General features: G+C 69.8%; 15 protein-coding genes. 9 read left to right on the forward strand and 6 right to left on the reverse strand.

Going from position 1 to position 16,186, the window contains the following annotated elements; genetic code table 11:
- Positions 1–30: 30 nt before the first annotated feature.
- The 3 genes from BM393_RS21650 to BM393_RS21660 are packed head-to-tail and all read left to right on the forward strand — an operon-like array spanning position 31 to position 3,044.
- Positions 31–1,284, forward strand: a complete 1,254-nt coding sequence (locus BM393_RS21650) for a PotD/PotF family extracellular solute-binding protein (protein ID WP_091732708.1) — start codon at positions 31–33, stop codon at positions 1,282–1,284.
- A gap of 7 nt (positions 1,285–1,291) precedes the next feature.
- Positions 1,292–2,161, forward strand: coding sequence for an ABC transporter permease (locus tag BM393_RS21655; RefSeq protein ID WP_091732711.1), 870 nt, complete (start codon positions 1,292–1,294; stop codon positions 2,159–2,161).
- Between the two features lies 1 nt (position 2,162).
- Positions 2,163–3,044, forward strand: coding sequence for an ABC transporter permease (locus BM393_RS21660; RefSeq protein WP_091732714.1), 882 nt, complete (start codon positions 2,163–2,165; stop codon positions 3,042–3,044).
- Between the two features lie 16 nt (positions 3,045–3,060).
- Here BM393_RS21660 and garD read toward each other — a convergent pair whose 3' ends face one another.
- The 4 genes from garD to kdgD form a co-directional block, all read right to left on the reverse strand.
- Positions 3,061–4,638, reverse strand: coding sequence for a galactarate dehydratase (gene garD, locus BM393_RS21665; protein WP_175538460.1), 1,578 nt, complete (start codon positions 4,636–4,638; stop codon positions 3,061–3,063).
- A 75-nt stretch (positions 4,639–4,713) separates the two neighbouring features.
- Positions 4,714–6,078, reverse strand: a complete 1,365-nt coding sequence (locus BM393_RS21670; RefSeq protein WP_091732718.1) for an MFS transporter — start codon at positions 6,076–6,078, stop codon at positions 4,714–4,716.
- Between the two features lie 106 nt (positions 6,079–6,184).
- Entirely contained in the window at positions 6,185–7,624 is a 1,440-nt protein-coding gene (locus BM393_RS21675) for an aldehyde dehydrogenase family protein (protein WP_091732723.1), read from the reverse strand.
- A gap of 142 nt (positions 7,625–7,766) precedes the next feature.
- The gene (kdgD, locus tag BM393_RS21680) at positions 7,767–8,681 is read right to left on the reverse strand and encodes a 5-dehydro-4-deoxyglucarate dehydratase (RefSeq protein ID WP_091732726.1); all 915 of its coding nucleotides are present in this window, start codon (positions 8,679–8,681) and stop codon (positions 7,767–7,769) included.
- 355 nt (positions 8,682–9,036) lie between these two features.
- On the opposite strand from kdgD, the gene BM393_RS21685 reads away from it, so the two are divergent.
- The 5 genes from BM393_RS21685 to upp all read left to right on the forward strand — a co-directional run bounded on the left by BM393_RS21685 (position 9,037) and on the right by upp (position 13,106).
- Positions 9,037–9,267 (forward strand): hypothetical protein, encoded by a 231-nt coding sequence (locus BM393_RS21685; RefSeq protein WP_141225433.1) that lies wholly within the window; start codon positions 9,037–9,039, stop codon positions 9,265–9,267.
- A gap of 4 nt (positions 9,268–9,271) precedes the next feature.
- Positions 9,272–10,678, forward strand: a complete 1,407-nt coding sequence (locus BM393_RS21690; protein WP_091732731.1) for a DUF6895 family protein — start codon at positions 9,272–9,274, stop codon at positions 10,676–10,678.
- Between the two features lie 96 nt (positions 10,679–10,774).
- Complete coding sequence (locus tag BM393_RS21695) at positions 10,775–11,575, forward strand: DUF1624 domain-containing protein (RefSeq protein WP_091732735.1); 801 nt, start codon at positions 10,775–10,777, stop codon at positions 11,573–11,575.
- A gap of 38 nt (positions 11,576–11,613) precedes the next feature.
- The gene (rlmB, locus tag BM393_RS21700) at positions 11,614–12,369 is read left to right on the forward strand and encodes a 23S rRNA (guanosine(2251)-2'-O)-methyltransferase RlmB (RefSeq protein ID WP_091732739.1); all 756 of its coding nucleotides are present in this window, start codon (positions 11,614–11,616) and stop codon (positions 12,367–12,369) included.
- A gap of 104 nt (positions 12,370–12,473) precedes the next feature.
- Entirely contained in the window at positions 12,474–13,106 is a 633-nt protein-coding gene (gene upp, locus BM393_RS21705) for a uracil phosphoribosyltransferase (protein ID WP_091732743.1), read from the forward strand.
- Between the two features lie 24 nt (positions 13,107–13,130).
- Here upp and BM393_RS21710 read toward each other — a convergent pair whose 3' ends face one another.
- Positions 13,131–13,901: a hypothetical protein gene (locus BM393_RS21710; RefSeq protein WP_091732748.1), complete on the reverse strand. Its 771-nt coding sequence runs from the start codon at positions 13,899–13,901 to the stop codon at positions 13,131–13,133.
- Between the two features lie 356 nt (positions 13,902–14,257).
- Entirely contained in the window at positions 14,258–15,148 is an 891-nt protein-coding gene (locus BM393_RS21715; protein WP_091732753.1) for an MBL fold metallo-hydrolase, read from the reverse strand.
- Between the two features lie 86 nt (positions 15,149–15,234).
- Between BM393_RS21715 and BM393_RS21720 the strand changes: the two genes are divergently transcribed.
- Complete coding sequence (locus BM393_RS21720; RefSeq protein WP_091732758.1) at positions 15,235–16,179, forward strand: LysR family transcriptional regulator; 945 nt, start codon at positions 15,235–15,237, stop codon at positions 16,177–16,179.
- The last annotated feature ends 7 nt before the right edge of the window (positions 16,180–16,186 follow it).

Here is a 16,186-nt window from a genome sequence, read left to right on the forward strand (position 1 = left end):
ATCCCAGCAACCTTCTTGAGGAGCCGCCTGATGACCACCCGCCGCCAATTGCTGAAGACCGCCGGCGCCGCCACCGTCGCTGGTGCCGGCACGATGGGCTTCCCGTTCGTGCATGCCCAGGCCAAGCCCGTCCTGCGCTACCTCGGCACGGCGGTGAACCAGGACAAGGCGATCGCCGAGAAGTTCGAGGCCGACACCGGCATCAAGATCCAGTACATCGCCGTGACGACCGATGACGTGTCCAAGCGCGCGGTGACCGCGCCCAACAGCTTCGACCTGATCGACACCGAGTACTTCAGCCTCAAGAAGATCCTGCCGACCGGCAACCTGCAGGGCATCGACGCCCGGCGGATCAGGAACGCCGACCGGATCACGCCGCTGTTCACGCGCGGCGAGGTCGGAGGCAGGAAGGTCGGCGACCAGGGCACGGCGCCGAAGAAGGTCATGTACCTGGAGAAGCCCGACGCGAAGACCTTCGCCGCCGCGCCGACGCAGTACATGACGCTGATCCCCACCGTCTACAACGCCGACACGCTGGGCATCCGGCCCGACCTGATCAAGCGTCCGATCGAGAGCTGGAAGGAGCTGCTGAACCCCGAGTTCAAGGGCAAGGCGGCGATCCTGAACATCCCGTCGATCGGCATCATGGACGCGGCGATGGTGGTCGAGGCGGCGGGCCTCTACAAGTATCCGGACAAGGGCAACATGACCCGCAAGGAGATCGACCTCACGATCAGGACGCTGATCGAGGCCAAGCGCGCCGGCCAGTTCCGCGCGCTGTGGAAGGACTTCAACGAGAGCGTCAACCTGATGGCCTCCGGCGAGGTGGTGATCCAGTCGATGTGGAGCCCGGCGGTCACCGCCGTGCGCACCAAGGGCATCGCCTGCAACTTCCAGCCGCTGAAGGAGGGTTATCGCGCCTGGGCCGCCGGCTTCGGCGTGCCCAGGACGCTCAAGGGCCGGCAACTGGATGCCGCCTACGAGTTCATCAACTGGTTCCTCGACGGTTGGGCCGGGGCCTACCTGAATCGCCAGGGTTACTACAGCGCGGTGCTGGACACCGCCAAGGCCCAGATGGCGCCCTACGAGTGGGCGTACTGGATGGAAGGCAAGGCGGCCGAGAAGGACATCAAGAGCCCCGGTGGCGAGCTGCTGGCCAAGGCCGGCGAGAAGCGGGACGGCGGCAGCTACGAGCAGCGCATGGGCGGCATCGCCTGCTGGAACGCGATCATGGACGAGAACGCGTACATGGTGCAGAAGTGGAACGAGTTCGTTGCGGCGTGACGGCGCGATGAAACCGCAGATCTCCGCGTGGCTGCAGGCCGGCCCGCTGGCGGCCGTGTTCGCGCTGTTCTTCGTCGTGCCGCTGGTGCTGGTGGTGGTCGTGAGCTTCTGGCAGGCGACCGACTACGAACTGATCCCGGCCTTCACGACGCAGGCCTATGCCGACGTGTTCCGCGGCTGCGGGGACACTTCCGAGCTGTGCGTCACGCTGAAGACCTATGGCTCGACGCTGAAGTTCGCGGTCCTGACCTGGGCCCTGACGCTGGCGATCGGCTTCACGATCGCCTACTTCCTGGCTTTCCATGTCCGCACGACGCTGATGCAGACGGTGCTGTTCCTCGTCTGCACCGTGCCGTTCTGGACCAGCAACGTGATCCGGATGATCTCGTGGATTCCGCTGCTGGGGCGCAACGGCCTGGTCAACCAGACGCTGCTCGCCACCGGTGCGGTGGACCGGCCCGTGGAGTGGCTGCTGTTCTCGGACTTCTCCGTCGTGCTGGCGTTCGTGCACCTCTACACGATGTTCATGATCGTGCCGATCTTCAACTCGATGATGCGCATCGACCGCGCGCTGATCGAGGCCGCGCGCGACTCGGGCGCGAGCGCCTGGCAGACGATCCGGCATGTCGTGATGCCGCTGTCCAGGACCGGCGTCCTGATCGGCTCGATCTTCATCCTGGCGCTGGTCATGGGCGACTTCGTGACGGTGGGCGTGATGGGTGGCCAGCAGATCGCCTCGGTCGGCAAGACCATCCAGGTGCAGGCGGGCTACCTGCAGTTCCCGGCCGCCGCGGCCAATGCCGTGGTGCTGCTGGCCGTGGTCCTACTGATGATCGCCGCGCTGATGCGGCTGGTCGACCTGAGACGGGAGCTCTGAGATGAGCGATGCCACGCGGCGCCCCGGCGCCTTCTTCGCGCTCGCCGCCTTCTTCGGGCTCTTCGTGCTGTTCCTCTACGGGCCGATGATCGCGATCGTCGCGCTCAGCTTCCAGGGCCCGGAGGGCGGCCTGACCTTCCCGCTGCGCGGCTGGTCGCTGCATTGGTTCGCGAAGCTCTGGGAAGGGATCGGCGTGGTCGACATCGGCGGCGCGTTCCGCCGGTCGCTGGCGCTGGGCGGCGTCGTGATGGCGCTGACGGTGCTGCTGTCGCTGCTGGCCGGGCTCGCCTACCGCAAGCGGCTGCCGGGCGGGACGCTGCTGTTCTATGGGGTGGTGGCCAGCCTGATCATGCCGTCGATCATCGTGTCGCTGGGCATCGGGCTGGCCTTCCGGCTGCTGGATGGCGGCATCAGGACGGTGCTGGAGGGACTGGGCTCGAGCTGGGCCGACGACTACGGGACGGCGCTGGGCCTGTTCACCTCGGGCCTGGGGGCGCAGCTGACCTGGACGCTGCCGTTCGGGCTGCTGATCATGTTCGCGGTGTTCAACCGCTTCGACCGGGCCTACGAGGAAGCGGCGCGCGACCTCGGCGCGACGCGGTGGCAGGCCTTTCGCCATGTCGTGCTGCCGCTGATCGGCCCGAGCCTGGTGGGGGTCGGCATGTTCGGCTTCACGCTGAGCTGGGACGAGATCGCGCGCTCCTCGCAGACGATGGGCGACCTGAACACGCTGCCGATGGAGCTGCAAGGCCTGACGACGACGGTGACCACGCCGGTCATCTATGCGCTCGGCACGGTGACGACCGTGGTTTCCTTCGTGGTGATCGGGCTGGCGCTCGCGGTGGCGTGGGGGATGCGGCGGCGGAGTGTCCGACGTCGGTGAGCCGCTCGCGTCGACCTCAAGTCACCGGCGCCGGATTGAACAGCACCAGCGCATTGGCCAGCCGGTGCTGTTCCGCCCACGTCTTCCTGCCCGAGGCGACGTCCAGCATCATCCGGAACATCTCCCAGCCCATCTCCTCGATGGACTTCTCGCCATCGGCGATCTGCCCGGCATTGAGGTCCATCAGGTCATGCCAGCGCCGCGCCAGGTCGCTGCGCGTGGCGACCTTGATCACCGGGCACTCCGCCAGGCCGTAGGGCGTGCCGCGGCCGGTGGTGAACACATGCAGGTTCATGCCCGCGGCCAGCTGCAGCGTGCCGCAGATGAAGTCGCTGGCCGGCGTCGCCGCGTAGATCAGCCCGCGCTGGTCGCGCGCCAGCTTGTCGCCCGGCGACAGCACGCCCGAGATCGCCGAGCTGCCGCTCTTCACGATCGATCCCATCGCCTTCTCGACGATGTTGGACAGCCCGCCCTTCTTGTTGCCCGGCGTCGTGTTGGCGCTGCGGTCCACGCTGCCGCGCCGCAGGTAGGCGTCGTACCACGCCATCTCGCGCACCATCGCCTCCGCCACCTCCGGCGTGCTCGCGCGCGAGGTCAGCTGCGCGATGCCGTCCCGCACCTCGGTGTTCTCGCTGAACATCACCGTCGCGCCCGCACGCACCAGGAGGTCGGCGCAGAAGCCCACTGCCGGATTGGCCGTCACGCCGGAGAACGCGTCGCTGCCGCCGCACTGGACGCCGACCACCAGCTCCGACGCGGGCACCGTCTCGCGGCGGCGCGCGTTCAGGCGCTCCAGATGCACCTTCGCCTGCGCCATGACCGAGTCGATCATCGACATGAAGCCCACATGCTTCGCATCCTGCAGGCAGACCACGTCGAGCGCATCGCCCTGGGCATCGGCCGCGCCAGCGCCGCGCTGGTCGGCGATCGGGATCACGCCGGGCGGCATCAGCCGCTCGGGCTGCAGCTTCTCGCAGCCCAGGCTCACGACCATCACCTCGCCGCCGAAGTTGGGATTGAGGCTGATGTTGCGCACGGTGCGGATCGGGATGACCGCGTCGGGCGCGTCGATCGCGACGCCGCAGCCGTAGGTGTGCGCTAGCCCGACGACGTCGTCGACATGGGGGTACTTCGGCAGCAGCTCGCGCTTGATGCGCTCGACCGCGAACTCGACAACGCCCGCGACGCATTGCACCGTCTGCGTGATCGCCAGGATGTTGCGCGTGCCCACCGAGCCGTCGGCGTTGCGGTAGCCCTGGAAGGTGTAGCCCGTCAGCGGCTCCCGCGCCGGCGCCGGCACCGTGGCCATCGGCAGGCCTTCGAGCTCGCGCGCCGGCGGCATGCGCAGCACCCGCTCGTGCACCCAGCTGCCGGCCGGGATGTCCTGCAGCGCGTAGCCGATCGGCACGTTGTAGCGCAGCACGGCGGTGTCGGCCGGCAGGTCCACCAGCGCGACCTTGTGGCCCTGCGGCACGTGGTGACGCAGCACCAGGCCGGAGGGCAGCACCGTGCCCTCGGGCAGTCCGCCGTCGTTGGCGACGATGGCGACGTTGTCGGCCTCGTGCATCTGCAGGGTCAGCGGGGAGGTGATCATGGGATTTCCTGGGTCAGGTCAACCTGGGGCGAGGGCGCGGCGGCCACGCGGCCGCACGCCCGGTGGGTCGGAAGGTCAGACGGGCTTGAGCTCGACACGCTTGATCTCGCCGACGATGAGCAGGTAGCTCAGCACCGCGACCAGCGCATGCGCGCCGACGAAGACCAGCGCGCCGTTGAACGAATGCGTCGTCTGCACGATGTAGCCGATCACGATCGGCGTGACGATGCCGGCGACGTTGCCGAAGGTGTTGAACAGCGCGCCCGACAGGCCGGCGATCTCCTTGGGCGAGGTGTCCGACACCACCGCCCATCCCAGCGCGCCCAGCCCCTTGCCGAAGAAGGCCAGCGCCATGATGCCGACGACGACCGCCTCGATGCCCACGTAGTTGCACGCGATCATCGAGGTCGACAGCAGCATGCCCACCACGATCGGCAGCTTGCGGGCGAAGGTCAGCGAGTGGCCGCGGCGCAGCAGCCAGTCCGAGATCACGCCGCCCAGCACGCCGCCCGCGAAGCCGCAGATCGCCGGCAGCGCCGCCACGAAACCGGCATTGAGCAGCGACATGCCCCGCTCCTTGACCAGGTAGATCGGGAACCAGGTGAGGAAGAAGTAGGTCAGCACGTTGACGCAGTACTGCGCGAGGTAGACGCCCATCAGCATGCGGTTGGCCAGCAGCTGCTTCAGGTAGCCGAGCCGGGGACCCGCGACCCGCGCGGCCCGCGAGGTCTTGTCCGAGCCCGACAGCAGCGCGCCGCCGGCCTCGATGTACTCGCGCTCCGCGGCGCTGATGGACGGATGCTCGGCCGGGCTGTTGTGCATCGTGCGCATCCACAGGACGCTCATCAGGATGCCCAGGCCGCCCATGAAGTAGAAGACCTCGGACCAGCCGATCGCATGCACGATCCACGCCATGATCGGCGCGAACAGCACGGTGGCGAAGTACTGCGCGGAGTTGAAGATCGCCGACGCCGTGCCGCGTTCCTTCACCGGGAACCAGGCCGCGACCATGCGGCCGTTGGCCGGGAAGGAGGGCGACTCCGACAGGCCGACCATGAGCCGCATCAGGAACAGCGCCGAGACCGCCAGCGGCAGCCCGAACAGCATCTGGTCCATGCCCATGTGGTGCACGCTGCCCTGCAGCATCGTGAACAGCGACCAGAGCAGGATGCTCCAGGCGTAGACCTGCTTGGCGCCGAACTTGTCCAGCAGCCAGCCGCCGGGCAGCTGGCCCAGCACGTAGGACCAGCTGAAGGCCGAGAAGATGAAGCCCATCTGCACCGCGTCGATGCCGAGCTCCTTGGACAGGACCGGGCCGGCGACGCCGACGGTGGCGCGGTCCGCGTAGTTCAGGACCGTCACGACGAAGATCATCGCCAGCACGCCGAAGCGCGCGCGGCCGATGCCGCTCGCGGCGGCGGAGGAGAGGGATAACTGCATGTTGTCTCCGGATCGTATCGAGGGCCGGTCTGCGCCGGCTTGCGTCATGCCATCGGGCGCGCGGGCCTGGACCCCGCGCCGCCCTCATGCCTGCATCACAGGTGGATCACGCTTGCGTGTATGCGGTCTTCACCGTCGTGTAGAACTCGGCGGCGTACTTGCCCTGCTCGCGCGGGCCGTGGCTGGAGGCCTTGCGGCCGCCGAAGGGCACGTGGTAATCGACGCCCGCGGTGGGCAGGTTGACCATCACCATGCCGGCCTGCGCGTGGCGCTTGAAGTGGGTGGCGTGCTTGAGCGAGGTGGTGGCGATGCCGGTGGCCAGGCCGAAGGGCGTGTCGTTGGCCAGGGCCAGTGCCTCGTCGTAGTCCTTGGCCTGGATGACGCTCACCACCGGGCCGAAGACTTCTTCCTGGTTGATGCGCATCGCGGGCGCGGTGCCGGTGAAGAGCGCGGGCGTCAGGTAGAAACCGGGCGCGCCCGCGCTGCTGGTGGGCAGTGCCTCGCCGCCCGCGGCCAGCGTCGCGCCCTCGGCCTTGGCGATGGCGATGTACTCGAGGTCCTGCGCGAGCTGGCGTTCGTCGACGACCGGACCGATGTCGGTGCCGGCCGTGCGCGCGTCGTCGACCTTGAGCGTCTTCATGCGCTCGACCACGGCCGCGACGAAGCGGTCATGGATGCCCGCGGTGACGATCAGCCGCGAGGACGCGGTGCAGCGCTGGCCGGTCGAGAAGAAGCCGCTGTTGACCGCGGCGGCGACGGCCACGTCGAGGTCGGCGTCGTCCAGCACGACGAACGGGTTCTTGCCGCCCATCTCCAGCTGGAACTTCGCGCCGCGCGCGACGCAGGCGGCGGCGACCCGCTGGCCGGTGGCGACGCTGCCGGTGAAGCTGATCGCGTCGACCTGGCGGTTCTCGAGCAGCTCGGCGCCGACCTCGGCGCCACGGCCCATCACGAGGTTGAAGACGCCATCGGGCAGGCCGGCGCGCTTCAGGATGTCCGCGAGCTGCCAGGCCGAGCCCGGCACCAGGTCCGCCGGCTTGAGCACGACGCTGTTGCCGAAGGCCAGCGCGGGCGCGATCTTCCAGGCGGGGATCGCGATCGGGAAGTTCCACGGCGTGATCAGGCCCACCACGCCGATCGGCTCGCGCGTCACCTCGACGCCGACGCCCGGACGCACCGAGGGGATCACCTCGCCGCCGACGCGCAGCGCCTCGCCGGCGAAGAACTTGAAGATGTTGCCGGCGCGCACGACCTCGCCGATCGCCTCGGGGAGCGTCTTGCCTTCCTCGCGGGCCAGCAGGTCGCCGAGCTCGGCCCGGCGCGCCAGGATCTCGGTGCCGGCGGCGTCCAGCACGTCGAAGCGCTGCTGCGGCGTGGACAGGCTCCATCGGCCGAAGGCCGCGCGCGCGGCGGCGATGGCAGCGCGCGCCTGGGCGACGTCGGCCTGCGCGTACTCGCCGATCAAGTCGCGGGTGTCGCTCGGGTTGATGTTGCGGGAGGCGCGGGGACCGTCGACCCACTCGCCGTTGATGAGGTTCTTGAACATGAGGGACTGCTCGTTGCCGGTCGCGAAGGGCGCGTGGCGGATGGACGGGAAGGCCGCAGGCGCGGAAGGGGAAGAAGGGACGAGGGACGAGGGACGAGGGACGCGCGCCGGTCCGAGCCGGACGACGCGTCCCGCGGCGCGCTTACTGCGGGCCGAGTCTGGAGATCAGCGCGCCCAGCTCGTCGACCTCGGCGGGCTTGAGGTCCGACAGCGGCGGACGCACCGGGCCGGCCGTGTGGCCGGCCAGCGTGGCGCCGGCCTTCACGATGGACACCGCGTAGCCATGGCCCTTGTTGCGCAGCGCGATGTAGGGCAGGAAGAACTCGCGGATCAGGCGGTCGGTGGTGGCGGTGTCACCCGACGCATGGGCGTTGTAGAAGTCGATCGCGGTCTTCGGGATGAAGTTGAAGACGGCCGACGAATACACCGGGCAGCCCATGGCGCGGTAGGCGCCGGCGAAGACTTCCGCGGTGGGCAGGCCGCCCAGGTAGCTGAAGCGGTCGCCGAGCTGCTGGCGGATCGAGACGAAGGACTCGATGTCGCCGATGCCGTCCTTGAAGCCGATCAGGTTGGGGCAGGTGTCGGCGAGCTTGAGCAGCGACTCGGGCGTCAGGCGGCAGGCGCCGCGGTTGTAGACGATCACGCCGAACCTGACGCTGCGGCAGACGGCCTGCACATGCGCCACCAGACCCTCCTGCGAGGCCTCGGTCAGGTAGTGCGGCAGCAGCAGGATGCCCTGCGCGCCCAGGCGCTCGGCTTCCTGCGCGTACTGGATCGCGACCCGGGTCGGGCCGCCGGCGCCCGCGATGATGGGCATCTTCCCCTTGCAGGTCTCGACCGCGACGCGGATGACGTCGCTGTACTCCTTGGGCTCGAGCGAGAAGAACTCGCCAGTGCCGCCGGCCGCGAACAGCGCGGTCGCGCCGTAGGGCATCAGCCACTCCAGGCGCTCGGCATAAGGCTTGGGCGCGAAGTTCAGCTGGGCGTCGAAATCGGTCAGCGGGAAGGACAGCAGGCCGTGGGAAATGGTGGCCTTGAGGTCTTGGGGCGAGGTCATGAGCGGCTTGTCTCCGTGGCTACAACAGCGCTGGATCCGTCGTCGCACCCCGTCCTGAATGACTTGGTACCGGTACCAGCATGGGCAGATGGTAGCGATGCCATCGACGGTCATCAAGAGGATGTCTGACAACTGCGGGTAATCACCTAACCTGGAATCGCGCAGCGCGCCGGTCGCCCCGGCGGGGGCTCCCCCCTTCGGGGAGCCTGTTTGCGGTTGCCTCTTTGGAGGGGCCTCTTCGGAGGGGGGCGAGCTAGGGGTAGTGGGGGCCGAGGGGGCCACCTACAACCGGTAGGCGATCGAGGGGGAGGCAGTCCGCTTCAGCTCCGACGCGAAACCCTTCAAGGAGGCTGTCATGAGATCTGAAGCGAGAACTGCGTTCCAGCAGCAAGTCATCGAGGCGCTCGTGGAGAGCAAGGCCATTAACGCCGACGCGGTCGGCGCGACCTTCGCCAAGTTCGGCGAACGGGCCCTGCTGCAAGGCGAGGTGCTGGTCACCATCATCAACCGCAACGCGATCTGGAACTGCGGCTGGCCGGGGCCGGAGCTGGACATCGTGCGCGACGTCCGCCAGCTGCGCGAGTGACGCGATGAGCGCGGTCGTCCCGATGCCGGTGGTCCGGCCGATGGTGGGCAGGCGGTCGGCCGCCGCCCGGCGCCGGGAAGACCTGCTGGGCCGCGTGCACCTGGCGGTGCGCATGGCCCGGCGGAGCCTGAAGCGCGCGCTGGCCGAGGAGGAGGGCGCAGCGACTGGCGCGGCGGGAGGAGGCGGTGCCCCGGCGCCGCTGGTGCTGGCGAAGGTCGTCGGCGAGGCGGCGATGCTGCTGCGCATGGCGGCGAACCTGCGCGGCGAGGACGAGACGCTGGACGTGGAGGCGCGGCTGCTCGCGGTGCAGCTGGTCGCGCCGGCACGCGGTGCGCGGGTGAAGGCGCGGCTGTGCCACGACACCGGCCGCGCGCTGGAGCATGCGTCCGCCCACCTGTTCCTCGGTGACGCGGGGTATCCGGACGAGGCCTTCGACCGCCTGCTCGACGAACTGCTCGTGGGCGAGGTCGCCGGCGGCGCCGAGCGGCTGCCGAATCACCAGCTGGAATGCGAGTGGCTGGACCAGCTGCGGCGCGGCCGGGTCGGCGTCGAGCCCATCGACGCGGAACTGCTGGCCGCCACCTGCATCGGTTGGCCGCTGGACGTGCTGGCGTGCTCGACGCTCGACCTCTACATGTTCACCCACGTCGTCCTGTATGCGTCCGACATGGGGCGCCGGCCGGTGCGCCTGCCGCGCCCGGTGGACGAGGTGCTGGCCGAGGCCGAGGCGGGCCTGGCCGCGGCGCTCGATGCGGACAACTTCGACCTCGCGGCGGAATTGCTGTGGACCTGGCCGATGCTGGACCGGCCGTGGAGCGCGGCCGCCGCGTTCGCCTTCGACCTGCTGTCGACGGTGCAGGATGAATTCGGCTTCCTCCCGGGCCCGGAGCATGCGCGATGGGCCGCCGAGCCGGTGCCGGGCCTTGCGCGCGACGAGGTGGTGCTGCGCACCTCGTACCACGCGACGCTCGTGATGGGCATGCTGTGCGCGGCGGCGCTGCGGCCGGGCGCGGCGCCGCCCGCAGCGATCGCGTCGCGCGCTTCGCTCGTGCCGCCCTCGTCGCGGGGGATGCCGGCACCGTTCATGTCATCCGCCTCGCTGGCCTCGCCACCGCGGCGCGACGCGGCGCCGGTTGGAGACACCGGCTGGCTCGCGCGCTTGCCGCCACGTGCGCCGACGCCGCGCTGGCAACAGGCCTTCGAGCAACTCGACGCGAGCCGCCAGGCAGCCTTGACCTCGCTGTGCTTCAACGTCTGGTTCCGTCGCGCGGCCGCGGGAGACCTCGCGCAGCTGCGCGAGGCGCTGGCGGGCACGCTCGAGCACGGCAGCGGCGACGGGCCGTCGGCGCGCCAGGCCTTGATGCGCCTGCGGCGCACGACCGCGGTGGCGCGGTCGGGCCCACCGGCGTAGCGACGCCGCGCGGCGCGGGGTATGCCGCTTGCCCGTGACCGATTGCCGGTTCAGCGTCATCGTGGGGCGGATCGGCTTATGTAGACTCGTTCCTCGATGAATCCGCCGGCCCGCCTCCCGACCGCAACGCCTGACCCCGGACACGGCGCCTCCGCCGACTTCCCGCCCCCGGGCCCCGAGACCCCCACGCCCCGTTTCGACCGCCTCGACGCGCTGCGCGGCCTGGCGATGGTGTGGATGACGGTCTTCCATTTCTGCTTCGACCTGAGCTACTTCAAGGTCATCGTCGAGGACTTCTACCGCGATCCGTTCTGGACCTGGCAGCGCAGTGGCATCGTCAGCCTCTTCCTGCTGTGCGCCGGCATGGGCCAGGCGGTGGCGCTGTCGCAGGGGCAGACCGCCTACCGCTTCTGGCGCCGCTGGGGCCAGGTGATGGCCTGCGCGCTGCTGGTGTCGATCGGCTCGTGGTGGATGTTCCCGCGCTCGTACATCAGCTTCGGCGTGCTGCACGGCATGGCGCTGATGCTGATCCTGGTGCGCTTCGGCTTCGCGCGGCTGCCCACGCTGGCGCTGTGGGGGCTGGGCGCGCTGGCGATCGCGCTGCCCTTCCTGGTGGCGCATCCGTTCTTCGACGCGCGCACCACCAACTGGGTCGGCCTGGTCACGCGCAAGCCGCTGACCGAGGACTACGTGCCGCTGCTGCCCTGGCTCGGCCCGATGCTCTGGGGCTGCGCGCTGATGCGGACCGCGTCGGTGCGCCGCTGGATGCAGCGCCCGCTGCGGCCCGCGTGGCGGCCGCTGTCAGTGATGGGGCAGTGGTCGCTGTCGTACTACATGGTCCACCAGCCGGTGATGATCGGCGCGCTGATGGCGGCGCGGCACTTCGGCTGGCTCTGAGGCGGGGCGGGGAACGCGGCCTGCGACAATCGCGCCCCATGAGCTCCTCTCCCACCAAGACCCAGATCCTGTTCGGCTTCCATGCCGTGACCGTGCGCCTGAAGACGGCGCCCGCGTCGGTGCAGGAGATCCTGTTCGACGCCACCCGCAAGGACCAGCGCATGCGCGGCTTCCTTGAGAAGGCCGAGGCCGCCGGCGCGCGGCTGGTCGAGAGCGACGACGACCGGCTGCAGAAGCTCTGCGGCACGACCCGTCACCAGGGCGTGGTGGCGCGGGTGAAGGCGGTGGCGCAGCAGCACTCGCTGGACGATCTGCTGGACGAGGTCGAGGGCCCGCCGCTGGTGCTGGTGCTCGACGGCGTGACCGATCCCCACAACCTGGGCGCCTGCCTGCGGGTGGCCGATGGGGCGGGCGCGCATGCGGTGGTCGCGCCCAAGGACCATGCGGTTGGCCTCAATGCCACGGTGGCCAAGGTGGCCAGCGGCGCGGCCGAGACGGTGCCCTACCTGATGGTCACCAACCTGGCGCGCACGCTGGGTGAGCTCAAGGAGCGCGACATCTGGGTGATCGGCACCTCGGACCAGGCGGAGAAGACCCTGTACGACCTGGACCTGAGCGGCCCGGTGGCGCTGGTGCTGGGCGCCGAGGGCGCCGGCATGCGGCAGCTGACCGGCAAGACCTGCGACGAGCTGGTGCGCATCCCGATGCAAGGCGCGGTGGAGAGCCTGAACGTCTCCGTCGCGGCCGGCGTGTGCCTGTACGAGGCGCTGCGCCAGCGCCAGAAGCGGGACTGAACCCGCGGCGCGAGATAATCGCGCCCTTGCGGCCCCACGGGGCCGCGCCGACATTCCAGGGGTCCTGACCGGGGCCCGACACCCTTACCGGACCTCCTACCGCCATGGCCGTCATCGAAGTCAAGCACCCCCTCGTCAAGCACAAGATCGGCCTGATGCGGGAGGGCGACATGTCCACCAAGAAGTTCCGCGAGCTGACCGGCGAGGTCGCGCGGCTGCTGGCCTACGAGGCGACGGCCGATTTCCCGCTGGAGAAGACGACGATCGCGGGCTGGTGCGGCGAGGTGGAGATCGACCAGATCGCCGGCCGCAAGGTGACGGTGGTGCCCATCCTGCGCGCGGGGCTGGGCATGCTGGACGGCGTGCTGGACATGATGCCCAACGCCAAGGTGAGCGTGGTGGGCCTGGCCCGCGACCACGAGACGCTGCAGCCGGTGAACTACTTCGAGAAGTTCGTCGGCCAGTTGGACCAGCGCACCGCGCTGATCGTGGATCCGATGCTGGCGACGGCGGGCTCGATGATCGCGACGATCGACCTGCTGAAGAAGCGCGGCTGCAAGGACATCCGCGCGCTGGTGCTGGTGGCGGCGCCGGAGGGCGTGGCCGCGCTGACGAAGGCGCATCCGGACGTGCGCTGCTGGACGGCGGCGATCGATTCCCACCTCAACGAGAACGGCTACATCATCCCGGGCCTGGGCGACGCGGGCGACAAGATCTTCGGCACGAAGGACGTTTGAGCCTGCCTTTCTGAAGGCGGCGGGTCAGCTCACCAACTCGCCGGTCAGCCACGGGCGGGCGTCCCAAGGGTCCGCAGCCTCGGCCGCGGCGGCGTCCCACTCGACATCGTCCAGGACCAGGCCGCAGCCCCGCAGCCAGGCCTTGGCTGCCGAGAAGCGCAGGCGGTCCGATCCCAGGGCATACGGATGCGCGCGAAACGCCCGGGCCGCGCCGTCCAGGTCGCCGAGCGCCAGCCTCGCCGCGAGCGGCCAGGCGCCCGCGATGCCGCTTTGCCCGTACCCGGGCGCGTCGGCCGCGGCGGCCAGGCGGCGCAGCGTCAGGCGTTCCCGCAAGGCGGGCAACGCGAACTGCCGGACCAGCGCGGCCAGGGTGTCGCCGAGCGTCGCCGCGGGCAGGGGACGCACCCGTTGCAGGCGGCCGTCGTCGCGCCAGCGAAGCCCCTGCGGCAACGGCGCGTGCGCTGTCCCCGCCATCTCCGACAGCCTGAGCATGCAGGCCACATGGCTGGCGTGATCGGGCACCCGCCAGGCGAGCGCCTTGGCATAGGCAAACGGCCGGACCTCCGCCAGCAGCTCGATGAGCGCCGGGATCTTGACGGTGGTGTGCATCCAGCAGGTGCGAAAGCCGTAGTCGAACCCGAAGGTCACCGCTTCGATGCCGGGAAACACATCGTGCTCGGACTGGCGGTGGTAGACATTGCCGGTCCGGGTGAAGCCCAGCGGCAGCAGGGCGGCATCGATGGGCTCGTAAACCTCGTCGACACGGCGGATGGCGTTGAAGCGGCGGGTGCGCATGAATGGAAGGCGGACGGACAGGCGGGCGCCCCTCAGGCGGCTCTCCAGCGCCTCTCGCGACGCGCCGGAGGCCGGGGCGGCGGTAGTGTCGCATCGGCCCCATCTGTCAGGGAATCGCACCGCCCTTGTCGGGTAACCGGCAACGGGGTCCGGCGAAGAAGTACGCGAACTTGCGGCATCCGCCGCTTCCCTGCGCCGTCGCCGATCCGCAGAATGACGACTGTCAGCGCCGAGTCCTAGCTCGCGCTGGCCCTTGTTCTCCTCTCACGAGCAGGGAGACCGCAGGCAGACCACCTGGGGTCGACTTTGGGACCCGGCCGCGCAAGCGACCGGGTCTTTTCTTTTCCGGCCTCCGCTCAGCCCCACTTCATCTCGCCCTTGACCACCTTCGCGCCGATCTCCAGCGCGGGAGCCAGGCCGGCGGACGGGTAGCGCCGCTTCATCGCGGCGATCAGGGCGGCGCTGTCCGCCGCCTTCGCCGCTTCTTCCTCGAAGGCCAGCAGATAGTCGCGGGTGTAGGTCACGGCCGAGACGTCCAGCGCGGCGCCGGTCGCCAGGTGGCCCGGCACCACGATGGCGGGCTTGCGGGCGGCGATGGCCTCGAGGTTGCGGATCCACGCGGTGCGCGCCTGCGGCGTCGGCGTGTCGGCCGTCCAGACGTGCAGTCCGGAGAAGACCAGCACGCCGCCGAAGACCGCCTTCAGCGACGGCACCCACAGGTAGCGGCGGTTCTCGAGCTCGCTGGCCGCCACGATCTCGATCGCGTGGCCTTCCAGCTGCAGCGCGGGGCCGTCGAAGGCCTCGGGCATGACGACGTCGGCCAGGGTCTGCGGACCGTTCTCCTTCAGCTGCGGGCCCCAGACCGCCAGCTTCTTCTCGACGTTCCCCTTGATCGCGGCGATCGTGGCCGAGGCGGCGATGACCTTGGCCGACGGGAAGGCCGCCTTGACCGGGCCGAGGCTGAAGTAGTAGTCGGGATCGCTCTGGCTCACGTAGATGGTGGTCAGCGTCTTGCCCGAGGCCTTGATCGCCTCCACGACCGCGCGGCCGTCCGGCAGCGAAAAGCCGCCGTCGATCAGGATCGCCTCCTTGGCGCCGGACAGCAGCACCGGCGCGCGGAAGAAGCCGCGTTCGCCGGCCGGCAGGGCCTGCCACTGCAGGGGGGCGGCGCCCTGGGCATGGGCACCGCCCAGGGAGAAGGCCGCACCGGCGGCGGCGGTCTGGACGAAATCGCGACGGGTCATCATGGGAGTCCTTTCATGGCTCGAATCGGATGAGCGCATCGTAGGAAGCCCCGGAGTAAAGAAAAACTGCTCTTCAGTAGACTTTCCGTATGTCAAAAGCAAACAATCAGCCCGAGGCCGGCCCGGTCGCGTTCGACAACCTGAAGCGCCTGGCCTATTTCGCCGCGGTGGTGGAGGCCGGCACCTTCACCGCCGCGGCGGAGCGGCTGGGGGTCACGAAGGCGGTGGTGAGCCAGCAGGTCGCGCGGCTGGAACGGGAGTACCGGACGCAGCTGCTGACCCGCAGTACGCGGCGGGTGATCGCCACCGATGCCGGGCTCGCCTTCTATCAGCGCTGCGCCGTGATCCTGCGCGAGGCGGGCGATGCCTTCGACGAGCTGCTCGATGTGTCCACCGAGCCGACCGGCACGCTGCGCCTCACCGCGCCGTTCGACTACGGCCTCACGGCGGTGGTGCCCGCCATCGTCGAGTTCTCGCGGCGCCATCCGAAATGCAAGGTCGACGTGACGCTGAGCGACCTGCCGCTGGACCTGCTGGCGGGGGAAGCCGAACTGGCGATCCGCGTCGGCTGGCTGACCGACCTGCAGCTGCAGGCGCGGCAGATCGGCAGCTTCCGGCAACTGCTGGTGGGGACGCCGGCGTGGGCGCGGCGGCTGAACCGCAAGCAGGGGCCGGAGCAACTGGCCGCCTTGCCCTTCGTCGCCAACACGGCCTTGAAGGCTCCGGAGCACTGGGAGTTCACCAACCGCCAGGGCGAGCGCCAGGCGGTGACGGTGGCGTCCGCGATCCGCCTCGACGCGACGCTGGCGGTCCGCGCGGCGGTGTGCCTGGGCGCCGGTTTGTCGGTGCTGCCGGACTATGCGGTGGCCGCGGAACTGGAGCAGGGCACGCTGGTCCACCTGCTGCCGCATTGGACCTTGCCCAGCGGCGGCATCCATGTGGTCTACCCGACGGCGCGTTTCCGTCCCGCCAAGGTGCGGCAGTTCGTCGAGGTCCTGGGCGAGCGATTCCAGAAGGCGCCGGACCGGCCCTGAGGAGCCC

Origin of the sequence: Mitsuaria sp. PDC51 (assembly GCF_900113225.1) — a bacterium.
GTDB lineage: Bacteria > Pseudomonadota > Gammaproteobacteria > Burkholderiales > Burkholderiaceae_C > Roseateles.

Excerpts from the sequence above, each read along its gene's own strand:
- BM393_RS21650 (WP_091732708.1), top strand. The coding sequence starts at position 31 with ATGACCACCCGCCGCCAATTGCTGAAGACCGCCGGCGCCGCCACCGTC.
- BM393_RS21655 (WP_091732711.1), top strand. The coding sequence starts at position 1,292 with ATGAAACCGCAGATCTCCGCGTGGCTGCAGGCCGGCCCGCTGGCGGCC.
- BM393_RS21660 (WP_091732714.1), top strand. The coding sequence starts at position 2,163 with ATGAGCGATGCCACGCGGCGCCCCGGCGCCTTCTTCGCGCTCGCCGCC.
- garD (WP_175538460.1), bottom strand. The coding sequence starts at position 4,638 with ATGATCACCTCCCCGCTGACCCTGCAGATGCACGAGGCCGACAACGTC.
- BM393_RS21670 (WP_091732718.1), bottom strand. The coding sequence starts at position 6,078 with ATGCAGTTATCCCTCTCCTCCGCCGCCGCGAGCGGCATCGGCCGCGCG.
- BM393_RS21675 (WP_091732723.1), bottom strand. The coding sequence starts at position 7,624 with ATGTTCAAGAACCTCATCAACGGCGAGTGGGTCGACGGTCCCCGCGCC.
- kdgD (WP_091732726.1), bottom strand. The coding sequence starts at position 8,681 with ATGACCTCGCCCCAAGACCTCAAGGCCACCATTTCCCACGGCCTGCTG.
- BM393_RS21685 (WP_141225433.1), top strand. The coding sequence starts at position 9,037 with ATGAGATCTGAAGCGAGAACTGCGTTCCAGCAGCAAGTCATCGAGGCG.
- BM393_RS21690 (WP_091732731.1), top strand. The coding sequence starts at position 9,272 with ATGAGCGCGGTCGTCCCGATGCCGGTGGTCCGGCCGATGGTGGGCAGG.
- BM393_RS21695 (WP_091732735.1), top strand. The coding sequence starts at position 10,775 with ATGAATCCGCCGGCCCGCCTCCCGACCGCAACGCCTGACCCCGGACAC.
- rlmB (WP_091732739.1), top strand. The coding sequence starts at position 11,614 with ATGAGCTCCTCTCCCACCAAGACCCAGATCCTGTTCGGCTTCCATGCC.
- upp (WP_091732743.1), top strand. The coding sequence starts at position 12,474 with ATGGCCGTCATCGAAGTCAAGCACCCCCTCGTCAAGCACAAGATCGGC.
- BM393_RS21710 (WP_091732748.1), bottom strand. The coding sequence starts at position 13,901 with ATGCGCACCCGCCGCTTCAACGCCATCCGCCGTGTCGACGAGGTTTAC.
- BM393_RS21715 (WP_091732753.1), bottom strand. The coding sequence starts at position 15,148 with ATGATGACCCGTCGCGATTTCGTCCAGACCGCCGCCGCCGGTGCGGCC.
- BM393_RS21720 (WP_091732758.1), top strand. The coding sequence starts at position 15,235 with ATGTCAAAAGCAAACAATCAGCCCGAGGCCGGCCCGGTCGCGTTCGAC.